The organism is Lysinibacillus parviboronicapiens (genome assembly GCF_003049605.2).
In the GTDB taxonomy this organism is placed as follows: domain Bacteria; phylum Bacillota; class Bacilli; order Bacillales_A; family Planococcaceae; genus Lysinibacillus; species Lysinibacillus parviboronicapiens.
On sequence record NZ_CP073713.1, the window covers coordinates 4,799,040 to 4,822,805 of the forward strand.

Here is a 23,766-nt window from a genome sequence, read left to right on the forward strand (position 1 = left end):
TGAAAAAGAAAGCAATGGTGTCTGTACCATTGCTTTCTTTTAAAATTATGCTTCCCAAATATCTACTAAAACGTTCGTTTGTTCACGAGCAGGACCGACAGAGAAGGTAGCAATTTGAATGCCTGTTAGTTCGCTCACACGCTCTACGTAACGTCGTGCATTCTCTGGTAACTCTTCTAGTGTTCGGCAACCTGTTACATCTTCTGACCATCCTGGAAGTTCTTCATAAATAGGTTCACATTGTTCGATAATATGAAGATTGGCTGGATATTCTGTAATCGTTTCATCTTTATATTTATAGGCTGTACAGATTTTTACTGTCTCTAAACCAGACAAAACATCGATTGAATTAAGCGCAAGATGTGTAATACCACTTACACGACGTGAGTGACGTACGACAACCGTGTCAAACCAACCTACACGACGAGGACGTCCCGTTGTTGTACCATATTCGCGACCAACTTCACGAATTTGCTGACCAACATCATCAAATAATTCTGTTGGGAATGGGCCATCTCCTACACGTGACGTATAAGCTTTACATACACCAATGACACTAGAAACGAGTGATGGGCCAATACCAGCACCAATAGCTACTCCACCTGCAACAGGATTTGAAGAAGTAACAAACGGGTAAGTACCTTGATCGACATCAAGTAAAATTCCTTGAGCTCCTTCAAATAATACTTTACCGCCCTCATCTAATACATCATTTAAAATTTTAGAAGTATCAGTTACATATTTAGCAATTTCTTGCCCATAGCCGTAATACTCCTCGAAAATTTCTTCGAATGAAATACCTTCAACTTCATAAAATTTCTCGAATAATTTATTTTTAATGGCTAAATTATGACGTAGTTTTTCTTCAAATATTTCTTTATCTAACAGGTCAGCCATACGGATTCCGATACGTGCTACTTTATCTTGGTAGCATGGACCAATTCCTTTACAAGTTGTACCGATTTTATTATCGCCACGGCTTTCTTCATCCGCGATATCTTGTTTAATATGATATGGCAAAATAACATGCGCACGATTAGAAATGCGAAGATTATCTGTCTCAATGCCACGCTCCTGTAGTCCTTTTAGTTCTGTTACAAGCGACTTTGGATTAACAACCATACCATTTCCCATTACTGATGTTTTTTCTTTATAGAAAATACCCGATGGAATTAAATGTAGTTTATATGTTTCACCATCAATTTTAATGGTATGTCCTGCATTATCACCACCTGCAAAACGAGCGATTGCATCCGCCTTTTGTGAAAGGAAATCGGTAATTTTGCCTTTCCCTTCATCTCCCCACTGTGTTCCTACAACTACAACTGATGTCATAATCAGCACCTCCGTTAGATACTTACTGCATCTCATTTATCAAGCGTTAATTATTGTAACAATGATAGAAACCCCTAGTCAACAAAAAATAGTCAAAAACACGAACATAAAATCAATTGCCATGATTTAACGTTCGTGTTTAATGACGGAATGATATGAATATTATCTCATTTCCAGATAAAGTGAAACTTCAATCAGTGGGTTTTCTTTATCCCACTGCTTGTTAGTTGAACCAATCGGGCTTTTACGATCAGTTGTGGCCTTGCTAGAGATGGCCTCTTACTGAACGTTAATGCGGGATAAAGTGAAACTTCAATCAGTGGGTTTTCTTTATCCCACTGCTTGTTAGTTGAACCAATCGGGCTTTTACGGTCAGTTGTGGCCTTGCTAGAGATGGCCTCTTACTGAACGTTAATGCGGGATAAAGTGAAACTCCAATCAGTGGGTTTTCTTTATCCCACTGCTTGTTAGTTGAACCAATCGGGCTTTTACGATCAGTTGTGGTCTTGCTAGAGATGGCCTCTTACTGAACGTTAATGCGGGATAACTAATCACGTGGTGGCGGTGGCATTTGTGACCAATCCACGTTAATAAATTTATTGAATTCCTTTTTAAATGCAAGAGTTACAGTACCGGTCGGGCCGTTACGTTGTTTAGCAATAATAATTTCAATCATATTTTTACTTTCAGATTCTTTATCGTAGTAATCATCACGGTATAAGAATGCAACTATGTCGGCATCCTGCTCAATACTTCCCGATTCACGTAAGTCACTCATCATTGGTCGCTTATCTTGACGTTGCTCAACGCCACGAGAAAGCTGTGATAAAGCGATAACAGGTACTTTTAATTCACGCGCCAATCCTTTTAATGAACGCGAAATTTCTGATACTTCCTGTTGACGGTTTTCACCTGGTTTACCACTACCTTGAATTAACTGTAAATAGTCGATTAAAATCATACCGAGGCCATGCTCTTGTGCTAAACGACGACACTTTGCTCGTATTTCATTGATACGTACACCTGGTGTATCGTCAATAAAAATACCTGAATTCGATAAACTACCCATTGCCATAGTTAGTTTACCCCAATCCTCAGTTGTTAAAGCACCCGTACGTAAAACTTGGGCATCAATATTCCCTTCTGCACAAAGCATACGCATAACCAATTGCTCTGCACCCATCTCTAACGAGAATATAGCAACATTTTCACGTGCTTGTACTGCTACACTCTGCGCAACATTAAGTGCAAAGGCAGTTTTCCCTACAGAAGGACGCGCCGCCACAATAATTAAGTCATTACGCTGGAAGCCAGCCGTAATATGGTCTAAATCACGGAAACCTGTAGGAATACCCGTTACATCGCCCTTACGTGATTGTAACTGCTCGATATTATCGAAGGTCTCTACTAAGACGTCTTTGACATGCTTAAAGTCACCTGCGTTTTTACGATTGGCAACTTCCATCATCTTCTTCTCAGCTTCGCCAAGTAGTGCCTCTACTTCGTCCTCCCGTGTATAACCATCTTCCACTATTTTAGTAGCTACTCGTATTAAACGACGCAATAAAGCTTTCTCTTCTACGATTTTAGCGTAGTGGGCAACGTTAGCAGCCGTAGGGACAGCATTGGCGAGCTCTAGTATATAAGATAGCCCGCCAACGTCTTCAATCTCTTTTTTTGCTGATAATTCCTCAGTAACTGTTACAACATCTATCGCTTTTCCCTGATCACTTAAGCGCAGCATTGTTTCAAAAATTTTCTTATGTGCATTTTGATAAAAATCATCTGCTAGAAGAATTTCTGATGCCGTAATTAAAGCTTGTGGTTCTAAGAAAATTGCACCGATAACCGATTGCTCCGCTTCCCGGTTATGCGGTGGAACGCGGTCCATCATCGGTTCGCTCATGGATAGTCGCCCCTTATTCTTCCGTCACATGTACTTTTAATGTCGCTGTTACATCATGGTGTAGTTTCACAGGTACATTTGTAAAACCCAATGCACGAATTCCATCATTTAAAGTCATTTTACGTTTATCAATTTTAATGCCATGTACTTTTTGTAGTGCATCAGCAATTTGCTTTGTAGAAACCGAACCAAATAGTCGGCCACCTTCACCTGATTTTGCTTTTAGCTCCACTGTTAAAGTCTCTACTTTTTCTTTCAATGCTTGTGCTTCAGCTAACTCTGCTGCTGCATTTTTTTCTTCTAATTTTTTTTGACCTTCTAATTGACTCATAGCTTGTGCATTAGCTTCTGCAGCAAAGCCGTTTTTTATAAGGAAATTTTGTGCATAGCCATCTGCTACATTTTTAATTTCCCCTTTTTTCCCTTTTCCTTTAACGTCTTTTAAAAATACTACTTTCATGATTCTGAACTCCCTTCGAGTACCTCAAATATGGCCTCTTCTAAATATTTTTTCACTTCATCAATAGTAAGAGCTTCAATTTGGCAGGCTGCATTCGTTAAATGTCCGCCACCGCCGAGCTTTTCCATAATAAGCTGGACATTGATTTCTCCAAGTGATCTTGCACTAATGCCAATCAAGCCATCTGAACGGTGTGCAATGACAAATGAAGCACTAACATCCTTCATTGTTAGTAAAATATCTGCCGTTTGTGCAATTAAGACAGAATCATACACTTTCGAATCTTCACCTACAGCAATGGCAACACCTGGCTTCACGAACTTCACCGTTTGCACTATTTTCGAACGTTCAATATACGTATCCACATCTTCTTTTAATAAACGTTGGACTAAAACTGTATCAGCACCGTTCGTTCGTAAATAAGAAGCTGCCTCAAAGGTACGAGCACCTGTACGCAGTGTGAAACTCTTTGTGTCGACAATAATTCCAGCTAGTAATGCAGTGGCTTCTAGCATATTAATTTTTGCACGTTTAGGCTGATACTCTAATAACTCTGTCACCAGCTCAGCTGTGGATGAAGCATATGGTTCCATATAAACCAGTGTTGGATTTTCTATAAAATCCTCACTGCGGCGGTGATGGTCAATAACAACGACCTTTTCTGCTAATTTTAATAAATATGGATCTATCACTAAATTTGGTTTATGTGTATCAACAATAACGAGCAAGGATTTTTCCGTCATTTTTGCTGCAACCTCTTCTGGTGTTAAGAAGTTTTCATAGAAATCAGACTTTCTTTCAATTTCATTCATTAAACGCGTTACACTGCCGTTTAATTCGTCAAAGTTGATAACGACATAGCCTTTTACATCATTCATTTGTGCCATTTTACGTACACCTACAGAGGCACCAATGGAATCCATATCAGGATTCTTATGTCCCATGACAAACACTTGATCACTATCTTGGATCAAATCACGCAGCGCATGTGAAATGACACGCGCTCTAACACGAGTACGTTTTTCTACAGGATTCGTTTTTCCGCCATAGAATTTGAGCTTCCCTGTAGGTTGCTTGATGGCTACCTGATCACCACCGCGACCTAAAACGAGGTCAAGACTTGATTGTGCTAACTCACCAAGTTCCACCAAGGAAGATGAGCCTGCACCAACACCAATACTAAGCGTTAATGATAGATTTTTCTGTGCTGTTTTTTCACGAATTGTATCTAAAATAGCAAATTTTTTCTTTTCAAGTTCTGTTAAAATTGATTCATTTAATACCGCTAAAAAACGATCCGATGTAATACGTTTTACAAAGATTCCATGTTCCGCAGCCCAATCATTAACAATCGATGTCACCATCGTATTTGTTAAACTACGAGGTTGATCGTCCATCGCTTGCGTAATTTCGTCATAATTATCCACAAATAAAATTGCAATAACTGTACGATCTGCGAAATACTGTTTTTCAATCGCTATTTGCTCGGTTACATCAAAGAAGTATAACAAACGCTCTTCTTCTTTATAGAACACTCGATATTTACGGTCACGAAGGGTAATAGTTGCTTCCTTTGTTTCTTCGGTCTTCATCAGCACATATATATCATCAGATATATTAACAATCCCTTCGCCCACTAATGTCTCCATATTTAAGACGCCTTGCATATATGGGTTCGACCATTCAATCTCAAATTGTTCATTCACTAGCAAAATGCCAATTGGCATTTCAAGCAATGCTTCCTCTCCAACCTTTTTCATGCGGAAGGAAATGGACTCGATATGCTTTTCTGTTTCTTCAAAAGTAACCTGTTCAACTTTCCATGTATAAACCATTATCAGAACAAAACCTACTCCATAACCGAGTCCTATTCCAATATTCCAAATACATAGAAGTACGAACGTCACAATGCCAAAAATAGAAAGAACAAAAAGCGGATAGCGGATTGGTCGTTTTCTAAAAGTCCCCATGAGATCAGCCCCTTAGTCTTTAGTCTTCCCTTTAACAAGTGAACGTACGTCAAAACCTAAATCCACAATACCTAGTAAAATCATGAATGATGATAATGGTATAGCTAATAAACTGGCGATCCATTTCACAGCATTTGGCATTCCTTTTTTGGACATGAAATAATGGATAAAGGAAATCCCTTGTAGGATTAATAATAGCCATAAAATATAAGACACATTTAAAACAATTATATCTAACATTGTTCCAGATTCTGGACGTATAAATAAATTAATGGATAAAACAATCATGTAGTACCATAAAACAGACCGTGGTAAACGCATATTCTGAAATGGTGGAAATTTTGGCACAGCTAGACCTAAGCGTTTTAAAATAGGTAAATTCAATGTAATTATAATGAATGCTACCATAAATGCAAAAATCGTTATTGCTGCAGGGATTGTCAGTTCAATTGTTCTAAACATTACCTCTAATTGTTCTGGTTGAATCGCTACCTGCCCAGTTATACTTTTAGCGAGCTCATTCGATTGCTCATAATTTTCACGAACGATGTCCAAACTCATATCAATCATGTTAATGCCTGCTAAACGCACATAAGCAAGATAGACTAGCGCAGTTGATAACAGTACAGCAATACCTGATGACATGAGTAAATAAAGTTTGCTTTTCTCTAGGTGAATCGCATTACCTATTACTACTCCAAGCAAGCCCATGGTAAAGGCGAACGGTAGCATAGTAATGCCACTCATTAAAAAAGTTAAAATACAGCCTACAACAGCTACGAGCATTGATGAGGAACGCTTGTAATTTGCGCTATACCAAGCAATCGGTAATGGAGCAAATAATAAGGCTATCATAAACATAAATGGGATATACGCAGAGATAATCATTAATATCGTAAAAATTGCGACCATCATTGAGCCTTGTACAAGCGCTTTGGTTTGATTATTCGGCATTAAAAACCTTCCTTTTTGTTCAGTCAAACTTTCTAAACTTTATTGTACCATTTTTTCACGTTCTTGAACAAAAAACACTAAGAACAACTACTTACTTCGTGCTTAATTTTGTAGAACAAATGGCTAAAGTGTCGTTCACACACATTTACAAAATTTCTTCCATTCATAGGGCTTTTTTTGTAGAAAATCGAAATCCTTTTCCATTTCGAATGTGCCTCATCATTTGCCGTAGTAGTTACATATCTGAAACTGCAAACATAATAACTAGTCCTCTTCCTAAAGTTAAAAATATGTTTAAGGAGTGCTAGTAACAACAAAAAACCAGCATCCCGATACGAATATCGAAATATGCTGGTTTAGAAATTGATGCAGGGTCTAACCCCTGGCGACATCAATCTTATTTGTCTTCAGATACGAATGGAAGTAATCCCATAATACGAGAAACTTTGATAGCTGAAGTTAATTTACGTTGGTACTTAGCGCTAGTGCCAGTTACGCGACGTGGTAAAATTTTACCGCGCTCAGAGATGAATTTTTTAAGTAAATCCACATCTTTATAGTCGATATGCGTAATGTTATTAGATGTAAAATAGCAAACTTTACGGCGTTTGCGGCCTCCGCGACGTGGTGCCATAGTGTTGTCTCCTCCTTATAAGTTTATAGTTTTTGTAGATAAAAGAATTAGAATGGAAGATCATCCTCTGATACTTCAATCGGTCCCTTGCTGTTAGCAAAAGGATCTTCATCTACACGTGTATAGTTCGGCTGATTCATTGGTGGTTGGTTTTGCTGATAAGAACCGCCGCCAAACGAACCTTGCTGAGGCGCTGCGCCACCAAACTGTTGTTGTGGTTGACCACCGCCATATGACGGTTGGCTATTTGCGTAAGATTGTCCACCGTATTGGTTAGATGCTGGAGCACCTCCACCACTACGAGGTTCTAAAAACTGTACGCTATCTGCCACAACATCAGTTGTATATACACGCTTACCATCTTGTCCTTCATAACTGCCTGTTTGGATACGACCTTCTACTCCAATCAAACTTCCTTTTTTCATGAAGTTCGCTAAGTTTTCAGCCTGTTTACGCCAAGCAACACAACTTATGAAATCTGCTTCTTTTTCACCTTGTTGGTTTGAGAATGTACGGTTTACAGCAACTGTAAATCGAGTAGACGCAATACCATTTGGTGTGTAGCGTAGCTCGGGATCTTTTGTTAGTCTTCCAACTAGTACGACACGGTTTATCATCAGAATACAACCTCCTTTTCAGCATTTTGTTTAAAATTATTTTGCTTCTTCGCGCACTGCAATGTGACGAATGATATCTTCGCTGATGTTAGCAAGACGTGTGTATTCGTTGATTGCTTCTGAAGTAGCGTTTACTTTTACGATTTGGTAGTAACCCTCGCGGAAGTCTTGGATCTCGTAAGCTAAGCGGCGTTTGCCCCACTCTTTTGCTTCGATGACTTCAGCACCGTTAGAAGTTAAGATTTCGTTGAAACGTTCAACTAAAGCTTTCTTCGCTTCGTCTTCAATGTTCGGACGTACGATGTACATTAATTCGTATTTTCTCATCTGTTTACACCTCCTTATGGACTCAGGCTCTCCTGTTTACAGGGAGCAAGGAGCAAGTAATAATTATTACTCACATCAATGAATTGTAACACATAGATATATGTCTTTCAAGTCGCAATCAAAGAATTCATTGGATATAATATATGTAAGTAAGTTCATAGAGGGGGCGTTTTTATGCTACCAGATAAGCAACCTGTTGTGATTGAATTAGATATAAAAAAACTAATGATGGATAATATTGTTGTCACGACTGGTCTTGTCATATTATTTATAGCCATACAATATATTTGTTTAAAAGATTTCCAATTTTCATTTTGGGGGACGTTTAGTGCGAGCATATTATTTGTCGTCCTCTACATTGTACTTATTATACTCCATGAAACCTCTCATCTCATTGGCTTTATGCTCTTTGGTGGTGTGCCGTTTAAATCCTTGAAATATGGGGTTAATTTAGAACTTGGTGTGGCTTATGCAACAACTGATCAGCCACTACCTAATCATGCAATGAAAAAAGCATTGTTGCTACCATTTTGGACAACTGGTATCTTACCGACAATTGCCGGATTTTATTTCAACAGTACTGTGTTGCTACTAGTTGGTGCTTTTTTAATAGCAGGAGCTGTTGGCGATTTTGCCATGTACAAAGAATTACGTAAATACCCAAAAGATGCGCTTGTACAGGATGATCCTCAATACCCAAAGCTATATGTGTATCCTACACACAAAAAAGAGTTATCCAAACAGGATTAATGGGCCAAAATTATGGTGTTAAAAACCCATGTTGAACCGCCGTGCACAGATTTCGCCAAATACGATTAATCGTAGATGTCTCTATTATTGCATCCATACCAAGGCTTCGAATTATGCTATTAGCAATATTCACACAAGCTACAGCACTTTCTTTGTTAATCTGTGAAAAGTGCTGTAACTCTTCGTCGGTTAACTGATGTCCTTGCTTATGTTGCTGCCAATATGCAGACAACATCGTATAAAATTGCGTTTCAATCTGTTTAAAGTGCTTTAGTTGCTGCCTTATGAACAACAGCTGTATTTCATTGTTTTTTTGTTTAACTAAAATTGATGCCTCTTCTAAAAAATTATCTGTTATACCTAGACAAACACTTAAAAAGGAAGCTTCAGCAAAAGCACCAAATGGAAAGCTATGTACCCAATGACCATAACTATTTTTCACCTTGTTGCTCTATGTCTAAACCACATCTTTGATTTGATATATATTCATAATACGCCTCCTTAGAAAATGAAAATTCAGATAATTATATAGCCAAAAAAGGACAATCTTTTGAGATTGCCCTTTCACCAATTGTTAGACGTTAAAACGGAATAACATAATATCGCCATCTTGTACGATATATTCTTTACCTTCTAGACGTACTTTACCTGCTTCTTTAGCTGCAGCCTGAGAACCAGCCTCTACTAAATCGTTAAAAGCAACTGTTTCCGCACGAATGAATCCACGTTCAAAGTCCGTGTGAATAACACCAGCACATTGTGGCGCCTTCATGCCTTTACGGAATGTCCATGCACGTACCTCTTGTACACCCGCTGTGAAATAAGTTGCCAGTCCTAGCAAATCATAAGAAGTACGGATTAATTGATCTAAGCCTGATTCCTTAATACCTAGCTCTTCTAAAAACATAGCTTTTTCTTCATCATCAAGCTCTGAAATTTCTTCTTCAATTTTTGCACAAATTGTAATTACTTGAGCACCTTCAGCTGATGCATATTCACGTACCTTTTGTACATATTCATTATTATCTGCATCTGCAACTTCTTCTTCCGAAACATTGGCAACATAAAGCATTGGTTTAATTGTTAATAGATGTAGACCTTTAATAACCTTTAGCTCATCCTCTGAAAGCTCAGCAGCACGAGCTGGTCTACCGTTCTCAAGTTCTTCTTTAATTTTTAGAAGGATTGGTTCTTCCACCATTGCATCTTTATCTTTTTGTTTTGCCATTTTGCTTACGCGCTGTATACGTTTATCAACAGATTCCAAATCAGCAAGTGCCAGTTCCAAATTAATAACTTCAATATCGTCTATCGGATCAACTCCACCTGATACGTGCGTAATGTTTTCATCTACAAAGCAACGTACGACTTGGCAAATGGCATCTACTTCTCGAATATGAGCAAGGAATTTGTTCCCTAAACCCTCTCCTTTAGATGCACCTTTTACGATACCAGCGATATCCGTAAACTCAAAAGCCGTTGGGACTGTTTTTTTAGGTATTACTAATTCAGTTAGTTTATCTAAACGCGTATCTGGTACTTCGACAATACCTACATTCGGATCAATCGTTGCGAATGGATAGTTAGCAGCTAATGCTCCTGCCTTTGTAATTGCGTTAAATAATGTCGATTTTCCAACATTCGGTAAACCAACGATTCCAGCTGTTAATGCCATGCATGGACACAACCTTTCTATGTTCTGTTCAAATTTGCTCTTTCATCCGGTACTAAGAACCACTGCATAATGAATACTACGCAAGCTGATTAAGTGGGCGTTTACTAACCTAAAAGCACCCACTACTACAGACCAACATTATGTCGGTCACTATAAGGCGTAGCCACAAGACTTAGCATTCTTAGCTATAATCGGCAGCATCAGTAATTCATGATTCACTTTATAACCTTATCTATTATATTGATTCGCTATTAAAAAGTCTAATTCACCTTAAAGTTAAGCTTCATTCGCGTATTTTAACACTTTTTTCATTTTTTTCTCAAATTCACGACGTGGAATCATCACACTGTGCTGACACCCTTCACATTTAATGCGTACATCCGCACCCATACGAATAATTTTCCACTCATTTGTGCCACATGGATGTTGTTTTTTCATTTCAACAATATCATTCAAACCAAATTGTTTTGCTTCCATTTATTCGTTTCTCCTTTCTTCTTTTCCACTATTACCATACAGCATCATGTTTGGATAGGCCATTGGAATATTATTTTCCTCAAATAACTTCGTCACATCACGACGAATAGTTCGTGCCACTCCATATTGTTGTTGTGGCAATGTTTCCGCAGCAATACGAATGGTTACCTCGGTACCTTTGACGTTTTGCACACCTAAAAATGCAGGTACTGCCACCAATTCTTCATGTACTTCAGGAAGTGTACTTAAATATTTATTGATAATGGCTTCAGCCCTTTCAAAATTCGCATCTGTTGTCATTTGTAAATCTATAAATATTTTAGAGTTGTTTACAGAATAATTTATGATTTCTCCAATTGATCCATTAGGGATAATAAACTGCTCCCCTGTTGCACCTTTAATTTTCGTTGTACGGAGACCAATTTCTACAACGGTTCCTTCTGCAGCATTAATCTTAATATAATCCCCTACACCGAATTGGTCTTCAAAAATAATAAAAAACCCTGTAATAACATCTTTCACTAAACTCTGTGCACCAAAACCGACAGCTAAACCGACAATCCCAGCTCCAGCAAGTAGACCTGCAACTTTAATATTTAATGAGGACAAAATTGCAATAATTGCTGAGAAATACACCACATAAGAAATGACACTTTGTAGTAATCTAGCAATTGTGCGTTGACGACGCTCTGAGTGGTTCAGCGGTGAACGCATACGTAATAAAAACACCTTATTGATAAACTTTTTACCTAAACGTACAACAATCAACGATACAATTAAGATTAATGCAATCTCAACAGTTGCATCAACAACCTTCTCCCAGAATGCTTCTGATGTCAGTTTATTGTAATATCTCTCCAGCATTTTTGTGTTAAATTCCATTATTACCACCTCTTGAATAACTTGCTAAAAATTTGCGTATACTGCATAAAAATTGAGCACTTCTTACAAATAAAAAGGAAAGTGAGTTTTTTTATGAATACTATACCAGATTTAGTACTACCTTATTCGCTTCATCATGAAAGTAAAAATGCTGTTTGGCAATTGAGTACATTATTTTTAGAATATATACCTTTTCAACACGAGCGCCTAATTTTTTGCTGTATTGGTAGTGACCGTTGTACAGGTGACACACTTGGACCTTTAACAGGTAGCTTTCTAAAAAAATCCGTTAGTTTTCCCTATGAAGTTGTAGGATCTCTGGAAGATCCGTTACATGCCCTGAATTTAGATGCCACACTACAACAGCTACACCATCATACTACGAAACCTTTCATCATTGCGATTGATGCATGTCTCGGAAGTGAACATAATATTGGCCATATCGCTGTACAGAACGGACCTATTTTGCCTGGGAAGGCTGTAAAAAAACAATTGCCCCCAATCGGCGACATCTCCGTTAAAGGGATTGTCAATATTGGAGGCTTTATGGAAATGCTTGTTTTACAAAATACAAGGCTGCATATCTCTTATGCAATGGCTGAAAAACTTTCTAGAGCACTCCTACTGGCTGCACATCGCTATTCATTGAAAAGGATAGATGACGCCGACCATAATACCGACAACGACAATACCCGGCAGCAAGTTAGCAGCCTTGATCTTGGTTAAGCCTGCTATATTTAAGCCAATCGCTAATATCATGACACCACCAACAGCGGTCATTTCTGTAATGAACATTTGTAGTGCTACATCTGGAATATAAGCACTTATAACGCCTGCACAAAGGGCAATTATCCCTTGGTAAATGAATACGGGCACTGCAGATAACAGTACACCGATACCTAAAGTGGATGCTAAAATAATGGAAGTAAAACCATCGATAATTCCTTTCGTTATTAGCACATTATGATCATTGCGTAAACCGCTATCGAGCGCACCTATTACGGCCATCGATCCAACAACAAATATTAGCGAGGCAGTGACAAAGCCCTCAGCGATACTAATTTGATTGTCATCCGTGCGATTTTTACTGAATAATGACTCTACCCACTGGCCTAGTCGATTCATCTGCTTATCTAAATCTAACCATTCTCCTATTACAGTACCTACTACTAGACTTACCACTAAAATAATAAAATTATCACTTACAAAGCCCATTTTTATCCCTAATAAGGCAACCGCTAAACCAATAATCGATAATACGGTAGATTTCATTGATTCAGGAATATTTTTAAAAATACGTCCCACTAATGCACCTGCTATAATGAGCAATGCATTAATTAATGCCCCTAGTAATACCACAATCTAGCCTTCCCTCTCTAGAAAAATAGAGAGCGCCTAGTATTTTGGCGCTCTGATTACATTATAGGAATTTTTTTCTATTCTTCCTGTAAATTCAAAATTTCTAAAATACGCTCTAAATCATCTTCAGAGTAAAACTCAATTTCAATTTTCCCCTTATTATTGGCCTTTTTAATTTGGACATTTGTTCCAAAATAATCGCGTAATTGCGATTCTTTAGCCGCAACAAATATATCCTTTTTCTTCGGCTGCACTGTTTCACGTGAAACTTCTTCGTTTAAAGTTTGCACAAGCATTTCCACTTGGCGAACATTTAAGCCCTGTTTTATTACCTTAACTGCAACTTCGGGAATTTTTCTTTTATTTTTTAGGCCCAGTAATGCTCTCCCCTGCCCCATTGATAATGTCCCCTCATTCATCAGGGCACGAACATCAGCTGGCAGAGCTAATAAACGAACATGATTGGCTATATGTGGTCTGCTCTTCCCTAAGCGTTTGGATAGCTCTTCTTGTGTTAAATGTAGATTCTCCATTAAACTTTGATAAGCTTCAGCCTCTTCAATAACGGTTAAATCTTCACGTTGAAGATTCTCTAAAATCGCTAATTCCATCATTTGAGCATCTGTTAGCTCTTTAATAATTGCTGGAATCACATCTAAACCGGCTATCAGTGACGCCCTAAAACGACGTTCCCCTGCAACGATCTCATATTTTCTAGCCTTTTTTCGTAACGCAATTGGCTGTAAAATACCATGTTCTCGAATAGAGTCTGCTAATTCTTGCAATGTTTCTTCATCGAATATTTTGCGTGGCTGAAAAGGGTTTGCAACGATTTGCTCTAATTGTACTTCTTCTACTTGTCCGCTTTGTTCTAGGGACTCTCCCGGAAACAACGCTCCAATGCCTTTCCCTAAACCTTTAGCCATTTTTAATCACTTCCCTCGCCATCTCTAAATACACTTCCGCACCTCTTGATTTTGCATCATAAATGATAATAGGCTGACCATGGCTAGGCGCCTCACTTAGTCGCACATTACGAGGAATAATTGTTTTATATACTTTATCTTGAAAGTATTTTTTTACTTCATCAATAACTTGTAAACCTAAATTCGTCCGTGCATCAAGCATCGTCAATAATACTCCATCAATATATAACTGCTGGTTTAAATGCTTTTGCACTAGACGTACTGTGGACAATAATTGACTCAATCCCTCTAATGCGTAATACTCGCATTGAACGGGAATAATAAGTGCATCCGATGCCGTTAAAGCATTAATAGTTAGAAGTCCTAATGAGGGTGGACAATCAATAATAATATAATCAAACTGCTCTTTTACATCTTGTAGTGCATGCTTTAAACGTACTTCCCGTGAAATTGTTGACACTAATTCAATCTCAGCCCCTGCGAGTGAGATAGTCGCGGGAACAATAGACAAGTTTTCTACATTTGTTTCTTGAATGACATTTTCAACATTTTCATCGTCAATTAACACATCATAGATACAACTTTGTATTTCTCCTTTATTAATGCCCAGTCCACTTGTTGTATTGCCTTGTGGATCTGTATCAATTAATAGCACTTTCTTTCCTAAGTATGCTAGACAAGCGCTCAAATTGACCGATGTCGTTGTTTTACCTACGCCACCCTTTTGATTGGCGATTGCTATAATTCTACCCATTTAAAAGCACCTGCTTTCATCTATCAAAGTTTGCTTTGACAAATCCATTTGTAAAATCATTGTTTAATACCGCTATCTTAACTCTCATTCTATCAAAAAAACACAACAGAGTTGTATAAAATATTAAGAATATATACAAAAAAGGAGACATCTTAGAAATATTACTAAGATGTCTCCCCTATAAAAAGCATGTAGCTCCAGAAAAATGTTTTTCTAAGATAATTTCAAGGTAATCAATTAAGACTTTTTCTTTTTAGGAATTTTTACTGTAATTTGGTAATAATCCTCTGTATCTTCTTCTTCAGTATTTACAGTTATACCACTTTTCGTCACCATAGATAACGATTGCTTGATGGTATTTAAGGCAATGCGAACATCTTTACTAATAGCCTTTCTCTTTGGCTTAGCCTTTTTCGGAGTTGTTTCTTCCTGTTCCACTGCCTCAGGGAATAATAACATATGAATATGTTCTTCTAACTGACGAACATTCCAATCATTGTCAAGCGTTTGCTGTAAAATTTCTAATTGTCGCGGCTGATCTTTAATAGCAATTAATGCACGTGCATGTCTTTCTGAAATGCTGCGCTTCAAAATAGCTTGTTGCACTTCTTCAGGAAGCTTTAATAAACGTAATTTATTGGCTACCGTGGATTGTCCTTTTCCAAGTCGTTGGGCTAGTGCTTCTTGTGTAAGCTCATGAAGCTCTAATAATTTTTGATAGGCTACGGCTTCTTCAATTGCAGTTAACTCTTCACGTTGAAGATTTTCAATTAACGCAATGGAAGCTGTCTCCTTATCACTTAAGTTTCGTACAATCGCGGGAACTTCTGTCCATTGTAGCTTTTTCATTGCTCGATAACGACGCTCACCAGCAATGATTTCATATTGATTCTCTGCTGTACTACGTACAACAATTGGTTGAATTACACCATGTGTATGAATGGTTCTTGATAATTCTTCAATTTTTTCATCATCAAAAATAGTACGTGGCTGAAAACGGTTTGGCACAATTTGATCGATTGGAAGCTTAATGACCTCTTCTGCAGCATGAACCGCCTCTGCTTGTTCTACTTCATTTTTCACAATAGGCTCTGCTTTATTTCCGCCTCCAAAAAAACGTGAAAAAGGACTTTTCATCCAAGTGGCACCACCTTTAAGTAACTATCTTGCTCTGTGTCATTCTATTATTATTTATTATATTTCCTAAAATGTATATAGTTCATAGATGTCATTTGCGTGAACCATCCCTAACTAGTATGTATGCTCAAAACAGAAAAATTATTTTCCATCTTGAGAAGTTTCACATGAAACACTAATTATTGAATTGGTGTTTTATTTGGTACACCTGGTTTACGCGGATATTTTTTCGGTGTTCCTTTTATTTTATCAAATATATATAAAGTTCGTTCACTTTCTTCAACAGGTAGAAGGAAAGAAAATTCTTCTCTTAGTGTTACGCCAAATGTAGCCAATGCTTTTTTGGCATCTTTCAATTCTTCTGCGCCTGCTGCGGCCTTTAAAGCAACAAAATAGCCACCTTGTTTTGCTAATGGTACACATAGCTCGGACAATACTGACAAACGTGCTACTGCGCGAGCTGTGACAACATCAAATTGCTCACGATATTTTACATTTTGTCCAAATTCTTCTGCACGAGCATGGACAAAGTGCATATGCTCTAATTGTAATTCATCGCTCAAATGATTTAAAAATGTTATTCGTTTATTTAAAGAATCTACAATCGTTACATGTAAATGTGGGAAACAGATTTTAATCGGAATGCTTGGGAAGCCAGCACCTGCACCAACATCACATACAGTTGTTACTTGTGTAAAATCAAAATAAAATGAGGCACTAATCGAATCGTAGAAATGTTTTAAATAAACGCCCTCTATATCCGTAATAGCCGTTAAGTTCATCTTCTCATTCCACTCTACAAGCAGTTCAAAATATTTCTTAAATTGCGCGATTTGCTTGTCAGAAAGTTCGATGCCCTTCTCCTTTAATGCCTCAATAAATTGTTGTTCGTTCATGTAAAGTCTCCTTTTTAAAAATAGGAAGCGGGCACAAAGGTATGCCCGCCTCTTATTCACTTTACTGTTGCTCTATTATTCGCCGCTTACACGCGCAATTTTACCTTGTTCAATATAAACTAGTAAAATTGAAATATCTGCTGGATTTACGCCAGAAATACGTGATGCTTGTGCAAGAGAAAGTGGCGTTACTTGTTTTAATTTTTGTCGTGCTTCAGTAGCTAGACCCGAAATTGCATCATAATCAATATTTTCAGGGATTTTTTTATTCTCCATTTTATGAAGCTTTTCAACTTGTTGCAATGCCTTTTCAATATAACCTTCATATTTTAACTGAATTTCAACTTGTTCCTTCACTTCATCCGTAAATTCAATATCAGCTGGTATTAAAGAAGAAATTAAATCATAATGCATTTCAGGACGTTTTAACAGATCTGCTCCCCGAATGCCATCTTTAAGTTCGCTACCACCGACAGAGCGGATGGCAGATTGTGTTGCTTCATTTGGTTTAATAATGACTTCACGAAGACGGGCTATTTCATTTTCAATAAGTTCCTTTTTCTCCGTGAATTTTGAAAAACGGTCTTCAGAAAGCATCCCAATCTTGTATGCTCTCTCCATTAAACGTAAATCAGCATTATCATGGCGAAGTAGCAGACGATATTCAGCGCGAGATGTCAGTAAACGGTACGGCTCATTTGTCCCTTTTGTAACTAGGTCATCGATTAGTACCCCAATATAAGCATCTGAACGGCTTAAAATCAATTCTTCTTTACCAAGTACATTTGCAGCGGCATTCATCCCTGCCATTAAACCTTGTGCAGCAGCTTCTTCATAACCTGATGTTCCGTTAATTTGACCAGCTGTATACAAGCCTTTAATGCGTTTTGTTTCTAATGTTGGCCATAATTGTGTTGGCACAATTGCATCATACTCAATTGCATAGCCTGCACGCATCATTTCTGCTTTTTCTAAACCAGGAATAGATTGTACTAAACGTTTTTGTACATGCTCAGGTAAGCTTGTTGATAATCCCTGTACATACACTTCACGAGTATTGCGACCTTCTGGCTCTAAGAAAATTTGATGGCGCGGCTTATCATTAAATCGCACAACTTTGTCTTCAATTGACGGGCAATAACGTGGACCTGTGCCCTTAATCATGCCTGAGTACATCGGTGAAAGATGTAAATTGGCCTCAATAATTTCATGCGTTTGCAAACTTGTATAAGTTAGCCAACACGGTAGTTGATCCATGATGAATTCAGTAGTTTCAAAGCTAAATGCACGTGGTACATCGTCTCCTGGTTGCATCTCTGTTTTAGAATAATCAATTGTTCGATTGTTCACGCGTGGAGGTGTACCGGTTTTAAAGCGCACAAGCTCAAAACCTAGATCTTTTAAATTATCTGCTAAGCCAATTGATGGCTGTTGGTTATTTGGACCACTTGAATACTTCACATCTCCGATAATAATTTCACCACGTAAGAATGTGCCTGTAGTGACAACAACTGTTTTAGCACGATAAATGGCGCCGATTTGAGTGATTACCCCTTTTACTTCGCCTTCTTCTACAATCAGTTCCTCCACCATTGCTTGGTGAATTGTTAAATTTTCATTTTCTTCTAATACACGTTTCATCTCATGTTGGTACAATACTTTGTCTGCTTGTGCACGTAATGCACGTACAGCAGGACCTTTTCCTGTATTTAGCATGCGCATTTGTATATGCGTTTTATCGATAACTTTTCCCATGACGCCACCAAGTGCATCAATTTCACGGACGACGATTCCTTTAGCAGGACCACCAATTGATGGATTACATGGCATAAAGGCAATCATATCTAAATTGATTGTTAGCATCAGTGTGTTGGCACCCATTTTGGCAGCAGCATAAGCAGCTTCTGAGCCTGCATGGCCTGCACCAATTACAATTACATCAAACGTGCCTGCCTCGTATTGTGTTGGCATGCTCGTATCTTCCCTTCTCTAGTAGAATTATTTCCCTAAACAAAATTGTGAAAATAGCTGATTAATTAGGCTTTCTTGAACCGTATCGCCAATAATTTCACCAAGTATTTCCCAAGTTCTTGTTACATCTATTTGCACCATATCAACTGGTACCCCAGCTTGTGCAGCCGCTAGTGCATCCTCTACGGTAGCTTGTGCTTGGTGAAGTAAAGCAATATGACGTGCATTTGATACATATGTTAAATCTCCCGCTTCTATTTGCCCTTCAAAGAATAATGCCGCAATTGCTTCTTCGAGCTCTATGACGCCTTCTTCTTGTAAAAGAGAGGTAGTCACGATACGATGCTTGCCGGCTAACTCTTTAACGCGAGCTAAATCGATTTTTTGCGATAAATCTGTTTTATTTACAACGACAATATAATCCATCGCCTCAATTGTCTCGAAAAGACGCTCATCCTCAACCGTTAATTCATCTGAGTAGTTTAATACCAATAAAATTAAATCTGCGCCACGTAACGCTTCACGAGAACGTTCCACACCGATTCGCTCAACAATATCTTCCGTCTCTCGAATACCAGCAGTATCGACTAAACGAAGTGGAACACCACGTACATTCACGTACTCTTCTATAATATCACGAGTTGTCCCTGCAATATCTGTCACAATCGCTTTATTTTCTTGGACTAAACTATTCAAAAGTGAAGATTTCCCGACATTTGGGCGACCTAAAATAACTGTCGACAAGCCTTCTCGTAAAATTTTGCCCTGAGAGGATGTTTGTAGCAGTTGAATGATTTCATTTCGTACCCATGTGCATTTTTCAAGTAATACAGGTACCGTCATTTCTTCTACATCATCATACTCTGGATAATCTATATTAACCTCTACTTGCGCCAATGTCTCTAGCAATGCTTGGCGTAAATCACCGATAAGACGAGATAGTTTCCCATCCATTTGGCCAAGAGCTACATTCATGGCACGATCCGTCTTCGCACGAATTAAATCCATCACCGCTTCCGCCTGTGATAAATCAATACGTCCATTTAAAAATGCTCTTTTCGTAAATTCACCTGGCTCTGCCAGCCTTGCACCATTTGTTAACACTAGTTTCAATACGCGATTAACAGACACAAGCCCGCCATGACAATTGATTTCTATTACGTCTTCCCGCGTAAATGTTTTCGGTCCTCGCATTAACGACAGCATGACTTCCTCTACTACCTCATTTGTTTTTGGCTCTACTAAGTGCCCATAATGAATTGTATGTGAAGCTTTCGCTGTTAAACTTTGACCACCAGGTGATTTGAATATTTTATCTGCAATTGCTATTGCTTCGTCCCCACTCAAGCGAACAATTGCAATAGCACCTTCACCCATCGGTGTGGATATTGCAGCAATTGTATCGAACTCCATCTACATTACCTCCTTAACGTTATCCACATGTGGATAAACATAACCGACCGAAACTTTCTAACACCTTAGACTAACATATTTAAAAAAAAAACTAAAGTAAGGATAGTTTCCAATTGTGGACAACAATTACGTTAAAAAAATTGCTTCACTGTAGTTTAAACAAATATCGACAAAATCTTTTGCGTTTAGACACTTGTGAACTCAACAGTTGCTAGCAAAAAAAGCGCTTATCCACAGAAAAAAGGTCATTTTATCATCATGATAAAATGACCTAGATTATTATCTTTTGTCTGTACGTTTTTTAGTGGGTGGAATCCTGACCGTTACTTAACAGGTTCAATGACTAAATAACGATTTGGCTCTGTTCCCTCTGAGTATGTTTCAATATCAAGGCGATTAGCCAATTGATTATGAATAATCTTTCTTTCATATGACTGCATCGGTTCGAATGCCACACGTTGATTCGAACGAAGTGCCTTATCAGCCATACGATCTGCCAATTGCTCTAGCGCTACTTGGCGACGCTCACGGTAGTTTTCTACGTCTAATTTCACCATTAAGAACTGCTTCGCACTTTTATTTAACACAAGTTGCGTTAATTGCTGCAATGAATTTAAAGTTTGTCCTCGTTTTCCAATAAGCAGTGCTGCCTTTTCACTTTTCAGCTGAAATAATACATATTTACCTTCACGTGTTGTTTCAATTTCAAGATCTTGAATGTCCAATTGTTTAGCAATATTTACTAAATATGCTTTGGCTTCTTCAATTGGGTTATCAGAGTTCTCTTCTTCCTCTGCACTTTCCTCTACTACGACTTGCTGGACAGCTTCGATTTCAATTGGTTGTTCAGAAACTTGTGAACTTACTGTTTCAACATCATCTACTACTGTTGCTTCGGCTGTTAGTTCCTTAGCCGTATGCAGTTCCTCAACTACTTTTACTGTTTCAGTAGTTGGTCGAACTTGCTGTTCTTTTACTGTCACACGAACTTCAGCAGATCGTGCACCAAAACCTAAAAATCCTTTTTTGCCTTCTTGTAAAACTTCAACATCTACTTGTTCACGGGTTTTGCCAAGTTTCTGTAACGCCAATGAGATCGCTTCTTGTGTTGTTGCGCCTATTTGCGTAAGTTGTTTCACTTTTTAGCCCCTCCATTTTGAGCAGGTTGTGTTTTATCCTTTTGCCAAGGTTTGTAAATAAAAAGGTTTTGGAGAATCGAGATAATGTTTCCGATTACCCAGTACAATGATAATGCCGCTGGTAACGCCATACCGAAACCAATAATCATGAATGGCATAATGTACATCATCATTTTCATTTGAGGGTTGTCCATTGCTGGGCCCGTACGTAACACGATAAATTGCATTAGACCAGCAATAATTGCTAGTACTGGTGCTGGATCTGCTAGTGGGAACATAAAGAAGTTTCCTAAATCAAAAGCAGATGTAGCATTCATACGACTAATCGCATGATAGAAACCAATTAGAATTGGCATTTGAATAAATGCAGGTAAACATCCAGCAATTGGATTGGCTCCTGATTCACTCATTAGCTTCATCATTTCTTGTTGGTATTGTTTCTGTGTTTGTGCATCCTTAGAAGCGTACTTCTTTTGCAATTCCTTCATTTTTGGCTGAAGTTCTTGCATTTTTTTAGAACTCTTTGTTTGTTTAATCATTAATGGAAGAATAGCTAAACGAATAATAATTGTTACTGCAATAATCCCCCATGCATACGTACCGAGTAAGTCAGCAAAGTACTTAATCGCTGAAACTAACGGCCAAACGATGAATTCATTCCAGAAGCCCTCACTATCTTTGGAGATTGGCTCATTAAATTCTGTACAACCAGATAGCAGCAGAGCTACTGATACTAGCGACAAAATTACCCAAAGTTGTTTTTTCAACCGTCTTCCCCCTACAAACCTATTCAATTTTCTTAAATCTATCTACGTTCTTCTTTCCTTCTTCTTTACTCAACACATTCTCTCGCTTTTGAATAAAGTTAACAATTATTTTATCATGCAAATAAGCTTTCACTCTACTAAATGTTCCAACTTAATATGCCCATTCAGTAAGGAAAGTTACTAAATTCACATTCGTTACAGTGGAACTTTATACATAAGTGCGCTTTGTCGCCACTTTATTTGCGAATGTACTATGCCTTTTTTAAAACTTTAGCGATTCGTAGTACATGCTGCAAACTTTGTTTCACTTCATGAAAATCCATAGTGGCCGCCGGATGTCTGGCGATAATAACATAGTCCATATTCGGCTTGAGCTCATCTTTTACTTCATGAATGCTTTGTCGAATATAACGCTTAATTTGGTTGCGTGTTACCGCATTACCAAGCTTTTTACTTACTGATAAGCCTATACGAAACTCCGTTTGTCCCTCTTTTGGTAAAAAGTAAACGACAAACTGACGATTAGCGAAAGACTTCCCCTTTTTAAACACCTTTTGAAAATCTTCATTCTTTTTCACTCTTTGGCGTTTTTTCATTACTTTCACCTGCTACTAAATAATATCCTTCGATCTCTATTTTTAGGTTTACCAAAAATAAAGAAAAAAAAGACCACTGATGTGGCTCAGTGGACTTATTTTATGCTGATAAAACTTTTCTGCCTTTACGACGGCGAGCAGCAAGAACTTTACGGCCGTTTTTCGTGCTCATGCGTGCGCGGAAACCGTGAACTTTACTGTGCTTACGCTTTTTTGGTTGGTAAGTACGTTTCATGTATATAGACACCTCCTGAATGAAAGTTGAATTTTTCAACATACAGACCTGCATATTATATATAGTAATCAGCTATTTTGTCAATGTATTTCATAAATTTCTTTCAACAATTAAAGTGAACCGCTGATTTTAAAAAAATAACTTTAATTCTTGATTCTTATTTTCCTTGATGATAATTATCCACAGAAGACTTGTCTTTTTTACACAGACTTGTGTATAGTATTTTTTGCATGTTTTTTTATCCACAAGTGTTATCTACAGCTTTTTCACATAAGCAGTGCTTGTGGACAACTCAAAAGTGCATAAACAAAGGTTGTGTGGATAAGTTTCGCAAACTATTGAAATAGCTTTGTTTTTCTGATACGATAACTGTGCTTCACTTTGTTGAAAACTGAAACGAACTATTCTTTTATCCACAACTGTTGATATGCTGTGGATAATTTTTATCACAGCCTTTGGTTAAGTTTTATCCACAGCTTGTGATTTTGTGGACTAGTCGTAAAATGAACGTATTTACTTAACACATAAATGCACTATATTTTTTTTATTGCTGTATATGTATTGAACTGTAAAGGAGAATAGCAGC

General features: G+C 37.9%; 25 protein-coding genes. 2 read left to right on the top strand and 23 right to left on the bottom strand.

Translation table 11 applies throughout. From position 1 onward, the window contains the following. Positions 1-45 precede the first annotated feature (45 nt). The 8 genes from C9J31_RS23330 to rpsF all read right to left on the bottom strand — a co-directional run bounded on the left by C9J31_RS23330 (position 46) and on the right by rpsF (position 8,203). Positions 46-1,335, bottom strand: coding sequence for an adenylosuccinate synthase (locus tag C9J31_RS23330; protein ID WP_054768471.1), 1,290 nt, complete (start codon positions 1,333-1,335; stop codon positions 46-48). Positions 1,336-1,882: 547 nt separating this feature from the next. Beyond that, positions 1,883-3,241, bottom strand: coding sequence for a replicative DNA helicase (gene dnaB / locus C9J31_RS23335; RefSeq protein WP_107951472.1), 1,359 nt, complete (start codon positions 3,239-3,241; stop codon positions 1,883-1,885). A gap of 13 nt (positions 3,242-3,254) precedes the next feature. Continuing rightward, positions 3,255-3,701 carry a 50S ribosomal protein L9 gene (gene rplI / locus C9J31_RS23340; protein ID WP_107925967.1) on the bottom strand — a complete coding sequence of 149 codons (447 nt, stop codon included), beginning with the start codon at positions 3,699-3,701 and terminating at the stop codon, positions 3,255-3,257. Then, positions 3,698-5,671 carry a DHH family phosphoesterase gene (locus C9J31_RS23345; RefSeq protein ID WP_107951473.1) on the bottom strand — a complete coding sequence of 658 codons (1,974 nt, stop codon included), beginning with the start codon at positions 5,669-5,671 and terminating at the stop codon, positions 3,698-3,700. Before C9J31_RS23345 ends, rplI begins: the two co-directional genes overlap by 4 nt. A 12-nt stretch (positions 5,672-5,683) precedes the next feature. Further along, positions 5,684-6,625: a YybS family protein gene (locus C9J31_RS23350; protein WP_107951474.1), complete on the bottom strand. Its 942-nt coding sequence runs from the start codon at positions 6,623-6,625 to the stop codon at positions 5,684-5,686. A 397-nt stretch (positions 6,626-7,022) separates the two neighbouring features. Continuing rightward, positions 7,023-7,259 carry a 30S ribosomal protein S18 gene (gene rpsR, locus C9J31_RS23355; protein WP_024364646.1) on the bottom strand — a complete coding sequence of 79 codons (237 nt, stop codon included), beginning with the start codon at positions 7,257-7,259 and terminating at the stop codon, positions 7,023-7,025. A 47-nt stretch (positions 7,260-7,306) separates the two neighbouring features. Further along, a complete protein-coding gene (ssb, locus tag C9J31_RS23360; RefSeq protein WP_054768473.1) occupies positions 7,307-7,876 on the bottom strand; it encodes a single-stranded DNA-binding protein in 570 nt (189 codons plus the stop codon). Between the two features lie 36 nt (positions 7,877-7,912). Continuing rightward, entirely contained in the window at positions 7,913-8,203 is a 291-nt protein-coding gene (rpsF, locus tag C9J31_RS23365) for a 30S ribosomal protein S6 (RefSeq protein ID WP_054768474.1), read from the bottom strand. Between the two features lie 174 nt (positions 8,204-8,377). Here rpsF and C9J31_RS23370 point away from each other — a divergent pair, with 174 nt between their 5' ends. Beyond that, positions 8,378-8,953 (top strand): DUF3267 domain-containing protein, encoded by a 576-nt coding sequence (locus C9J31_RS23370; protein ID WP_107925963.1) that lies wholly within the window; start codon positions 8,378-8,380, stop codon positions 8,951-8,953. Positions 8,954-8,963: 10 nt separating this feature from the next. Here the strand turns inward: C9J31_RS23370 and C9J31_RS23375 are convergent, their stop codons facing one another. The 4 genes from C9J31_RS23375 to C9J31_RS23390 form a co-directional block, all read right to left on the bottom strand. After that, positions 8,964-9,395 (bottom strand): acyl-CoA dehydrogenase family protein, encoded by a 432-nt coding sequence (locus C9J31_RS23375; protein WP_107951475.1) that lies wholly within the window; start codon positions 9,393-9,395, stop codon positions 8,964-8,966. Between the two features lie 132 nt (positions 9,396-9,527). Continuing rightward, on the bottom strand, positions 9,528-10,628 hold the full coding sequence (gene ychF, locus C9J31_RS23380) for a redox-regulated ATPase YchF (RefSeq protein WP_107951476.1): 1,101 nt from the start codon (positions 10,626-10,628) through the stop codon (positions 9,528-9,530). A 276-nt stretch (positions 10,629-10,904) separates the two neighbouring features. Continuing rightward, positions 10,905-11,105 (bottom strand): DUF951 domain-containing protein, encoded by a 201-nt coding sequence (locus tag C9J31_RS23385; protein ID WP_107925957.1) that lies wholly within the window; start codon positions 11,103-11,105, stop codon positions 10,905-10,907. Continuing rightward, positions 11,106-11,987, bottom strand: coding sequence for a mechanosensitive ion channel family protein (locus C9J31_RS23390; RefSeq protein WP_054768477.1), 882 nt, complete (start codon positions 11,985-11,987; stop codon positions 11,106-11,108). Positions 11,988-12,080: 93 nt separating this feature from the next. On the opposite strand from C9J31_RS23390, the gene yyaC reads away from it, so the two are divergent. Next, positions 12,081-12,713 (top strand): spore protease YyaC, encoded by a 633-nt coding sequence (gene yyaC, locus C9J31_RS23395; RefSeq protein ID WP_107925955.1) that lies wholly within the window; start codon positions 12,081-12,083, stop codon positions 12,711-12,713. Here the strand turns inward: yyaC and C9J31_RS23400 are convergent. The 11 genes from C9J31_RS23400 to rpmH form a co-directional block, all read right to left on the bottom strand. After that, complete coding sequence (locus tag C9J31_RS23400; protein WP_107951477.1) at positions 12,630-13,346, bottom strand: DUF554 domain-containing protein; 717 nt, start codon at positions 13,344-13,346, stop codon at positions 12,630-12,632. The two genes, yyaC and C9J31_RS23400, sit on opposite strands and share 84 nt — an antisense overlap. A gap of 77 nt (positions 13,347-13,423) precedes the next feature. After that, positions 13,424-14,272: a ParB/RepB/Spo0J family partition protein gene (locus C9J31_RS23405; protein WP_107951478.1), complete on the bottom strand. Its 849-nt coding sequence runs from the start codon at positions 14,270-14,272 to the stop codon at positions 13,424-13,426. After that, a complete protein-coding gene (locus C9J31_RS23410) occupies positions 14,265-15,026 on the bottom strand; it encodes a ParA family protein (protein ID WP_054768478.1) in 762 nt (253 codons plus the stop codon). The genes C9J31_RS23405 and C9J31_RS23410 overlap by 8 nt, the downstream gene beginning before the upstream one ends. 237 nt (positions 15,027-15,263) lie before the next feature. After that, positions 15,264-16,163 (bottom strand): nucleoid occlusion protein, encoded by a 900-nt coding sequence (gene noc, locus C9J31_RS23415; RefSeq protein ID WP_107925949.1) that lies wholly within the window; start codon positions 16,161-16,163, stop codon positions 15,264-15,266. A gap of 179 nt (positions 16,164-16,342) precedes the next feature. Then, positions 16,343-17,059, bottom strand: a complete 717-nt coding sequence (gene rsmG / locus C9J31_RS23420; protein ID WP_107925947.1) for a 16S rRNA (guanine(527)-N(7))-methyltransferase RsmG — start codon at positions 17,057-17,059, stop codon at positions 16,343-16,345. A 75-nt stretch (positions 17,060-17,134) separates the two neighbouring features. After that, positions 17,135-19,030, bottom strand: coding sequence for a tRNA uridine-5-carboxymethylaminomethyl(34) synthesis enzyme MnmG (mnmG, locus tag C9J31_RS23425; protein WP_107925945.1), 1,896 nt, complete (start codon positions 19,028-19,030; stop codon positions 17,135-17,137). A 27-nt stretch (positions 19,031-19,057) separates the two neighbouring features. Beyond that, positions 19,058-20,443 carry a tRNA uridine-5-carboxymethylaminomethyl(34) synthesis GTPase MnmE gene (gene mnmE, locus C9J31_RS23430; RefSeq protein ID WP_107951479.1) on the bottom strand — a complete coding sequence of 462 codons (1,386 nt, stop codon included), beginning with the start codon at positions 20,441-20,443 and terminating at the stop codon, positions 19,058-19,060. A gap of 323 nt (positions 20,444-20,766) precedes the next feature. Next, entirely contained in the window at positions 20,767-21,582 is an 816-nt protein-coding gene (gene jag, locus C9J31_RS23435) for an RNA-binding cell elongation regulator Jag/EloR (protein WP_107925941.1), read from the bottom strand. After that, a complete protein-coding gene (gene yidC / locus C9J31_RS23440; RefSeq protein WP_107951480.1) occupies positions 21,579-22,349 on the bottom strand; it encodes a membrane protein insertase YidC in 771 nt (256 codons plus the stop codon). Before yidC ends, jag begins: the two co-directional genes overlap by 4 nt. 251 nt (positions 22,350-22,600) lie before the next feature. Beyond that, positions 22,601-22,945, bottom strand: a complete 345-nt coding sequence (rnpA, locus tag C9J31_RS23445) for a ribonuclease P protein component (protein WP_107925937.1) — start codon at positions 22,943-22,945, stop codon at positions 22,601-22,603. Between the two features lie 100 nt (positions 22,946-23,045). Further along, the gene (gene rpmH / locus C9J31_RS23450; protein ID WP_004233310.1) at positions 23,046-23,180 is read right to left on the bottom strand and encodes a 50S ribosomal protein L34; all 135 of its coding nucleotides are present in this window, start codon (positions 23,178-23,180) and stop codon (positions 23,046-23,048) included. Between the last annotated feature and the right edge of the window lie 586 nt (positions 23,181-23,766).

Coding starts and splice junctions, on each gene's coding strand:
- mnmG (WP_107925945.1), bottom strand. CDS start 19,030: ATGCCAACACAATACGAGGCAGGCACGTTTGATGTAATTGTAATTGGT.
- rpsR (WP_024364646.1), bottom strand. CDS start 7,259: ATGGCACCACGTCGCGGAGGCCGCAAACGCCGTAAAGTTTGCTATTTT.
- C9J31_RS23405 (WP_107951478.1), bottom strand. CDS start 14,272: ATGGCTAAAGGTTTAGGGAAAGGCATTGGAGCGTTGTTTCCGGGAGAG.
- C9J31_RS23385 (WP_107925957.1), bottom strand. CDS start 11,105: ATGGAAGCAAAACAATTTGGTTTGAATGATATTGTTGAAATGAAAAAA.
- rpmH (WP_004233310.1), bottom strand. CDS start 23,180: ATGAAACGTACTTACCAACCAAAAAAGCGTAAGCACAGTAAAGTTCAC.
- C9J31_RS23330 (WP_054768471.1), bottom strand. CDS start 1,335: ATGACATCAGTTGTAGTTGTAGGAACACAGTGGGGAGATGAAGGGAAA.
- ychF (WP_107951476.1), bottom strand. CDS start 10,628: ATGGCATTAACAGCTGGAATCGTTGGTTTACCGAATGTTGGAAAATCG.
- dnaB (WP_107951472.1), bottom strand. CDS start 3,241: ATGAGCGAACCGATGATGGACCGCGTTCCACCGCATAACCGGGAAGCG.
- C9J31_RS23390 (WP_054768477.1), bottom strand. CDS start 11,987: ATGGAATTTAACACAAAAATGCTGGAGAGATATTACAATAAACTGACA.
- rplI (WP_107925967.1), bottom strand. CDS start 3,701: ATGAAAGTAGTATTTTTAAAAGACGTTAAAGGAAAAGGGAAAAAAGGG.
- C9J31_RS23370 (WP_107925963.1), top strand. CDS start 8,378: ATGCTACCAGATAAGCAACCTGTTGTGATTGAATTAGATATAAAAAAA.
- ssb (WP_054768473.1), bottom strand. CDS start 7,876: ATGATAAACCGTGTCGTACTAGTTGGAAGACTAACAAAAGATCCCGAG.
- C9J31_RS23410 (WP_054768478.1), bottom strand. CDS start 15,026: ATGGGTAGAATTATAGCAATCGCCAATCAAAAGGGTGGCGTAGGTAAA.
- rsmG (WP_107925947.1), bottom strand. CDS start 17,059: ATGAACGAACAACAATTTATTGAGGCATTAAAGGAGAAGGGCATCGAA.
- C9J31_RS23345 (WP_107951473.1), bottom strand. CDS start 5,671: ATGGGGACTTTTAGAAAACGACCAATCCGCTATCCGCTTTTTGTTCTT.
- noc (WP_107925949.1), bottom strand. CDS start 16,163: ATGAAAAGTCCTTTTTCACGTTTTTTTGGAGGCGGAAATAAAGCAGAG.
- mnmE (WP_107951479.1), bottom strand. CDS start 20,443: ATGGAGTTCGATACAATTGCTGCAATATCCACACCGATGGGTGAAGGT.
- rpsF (WP_054768474.1), bottom strand. CDS start 8,203: ATGAGAAAATACGAATTAATGTACATCGTACGTCCGAACATTGAAGAC.
- rnpA (WP_107925937.1), bottom strand. CDS start 22,945: ATGAAAAAACGCCAAAGAGTGAAAAAGAATGAAGATTTTCAAAAGGTG.
- C9J31_RS23350 (WP_107951474.1), bottom strand. CDS start 6,625: ATGCCGAATAATCAAACCAAAGCGCTTGTACAAGGCTCAATGATGGTC.
- yyaC (WP_107925955.1), top strand. CDS start 12,081: ATGAATACTATACCAGATTTAGTACTACCTTATTCGCTTCATCATGAA.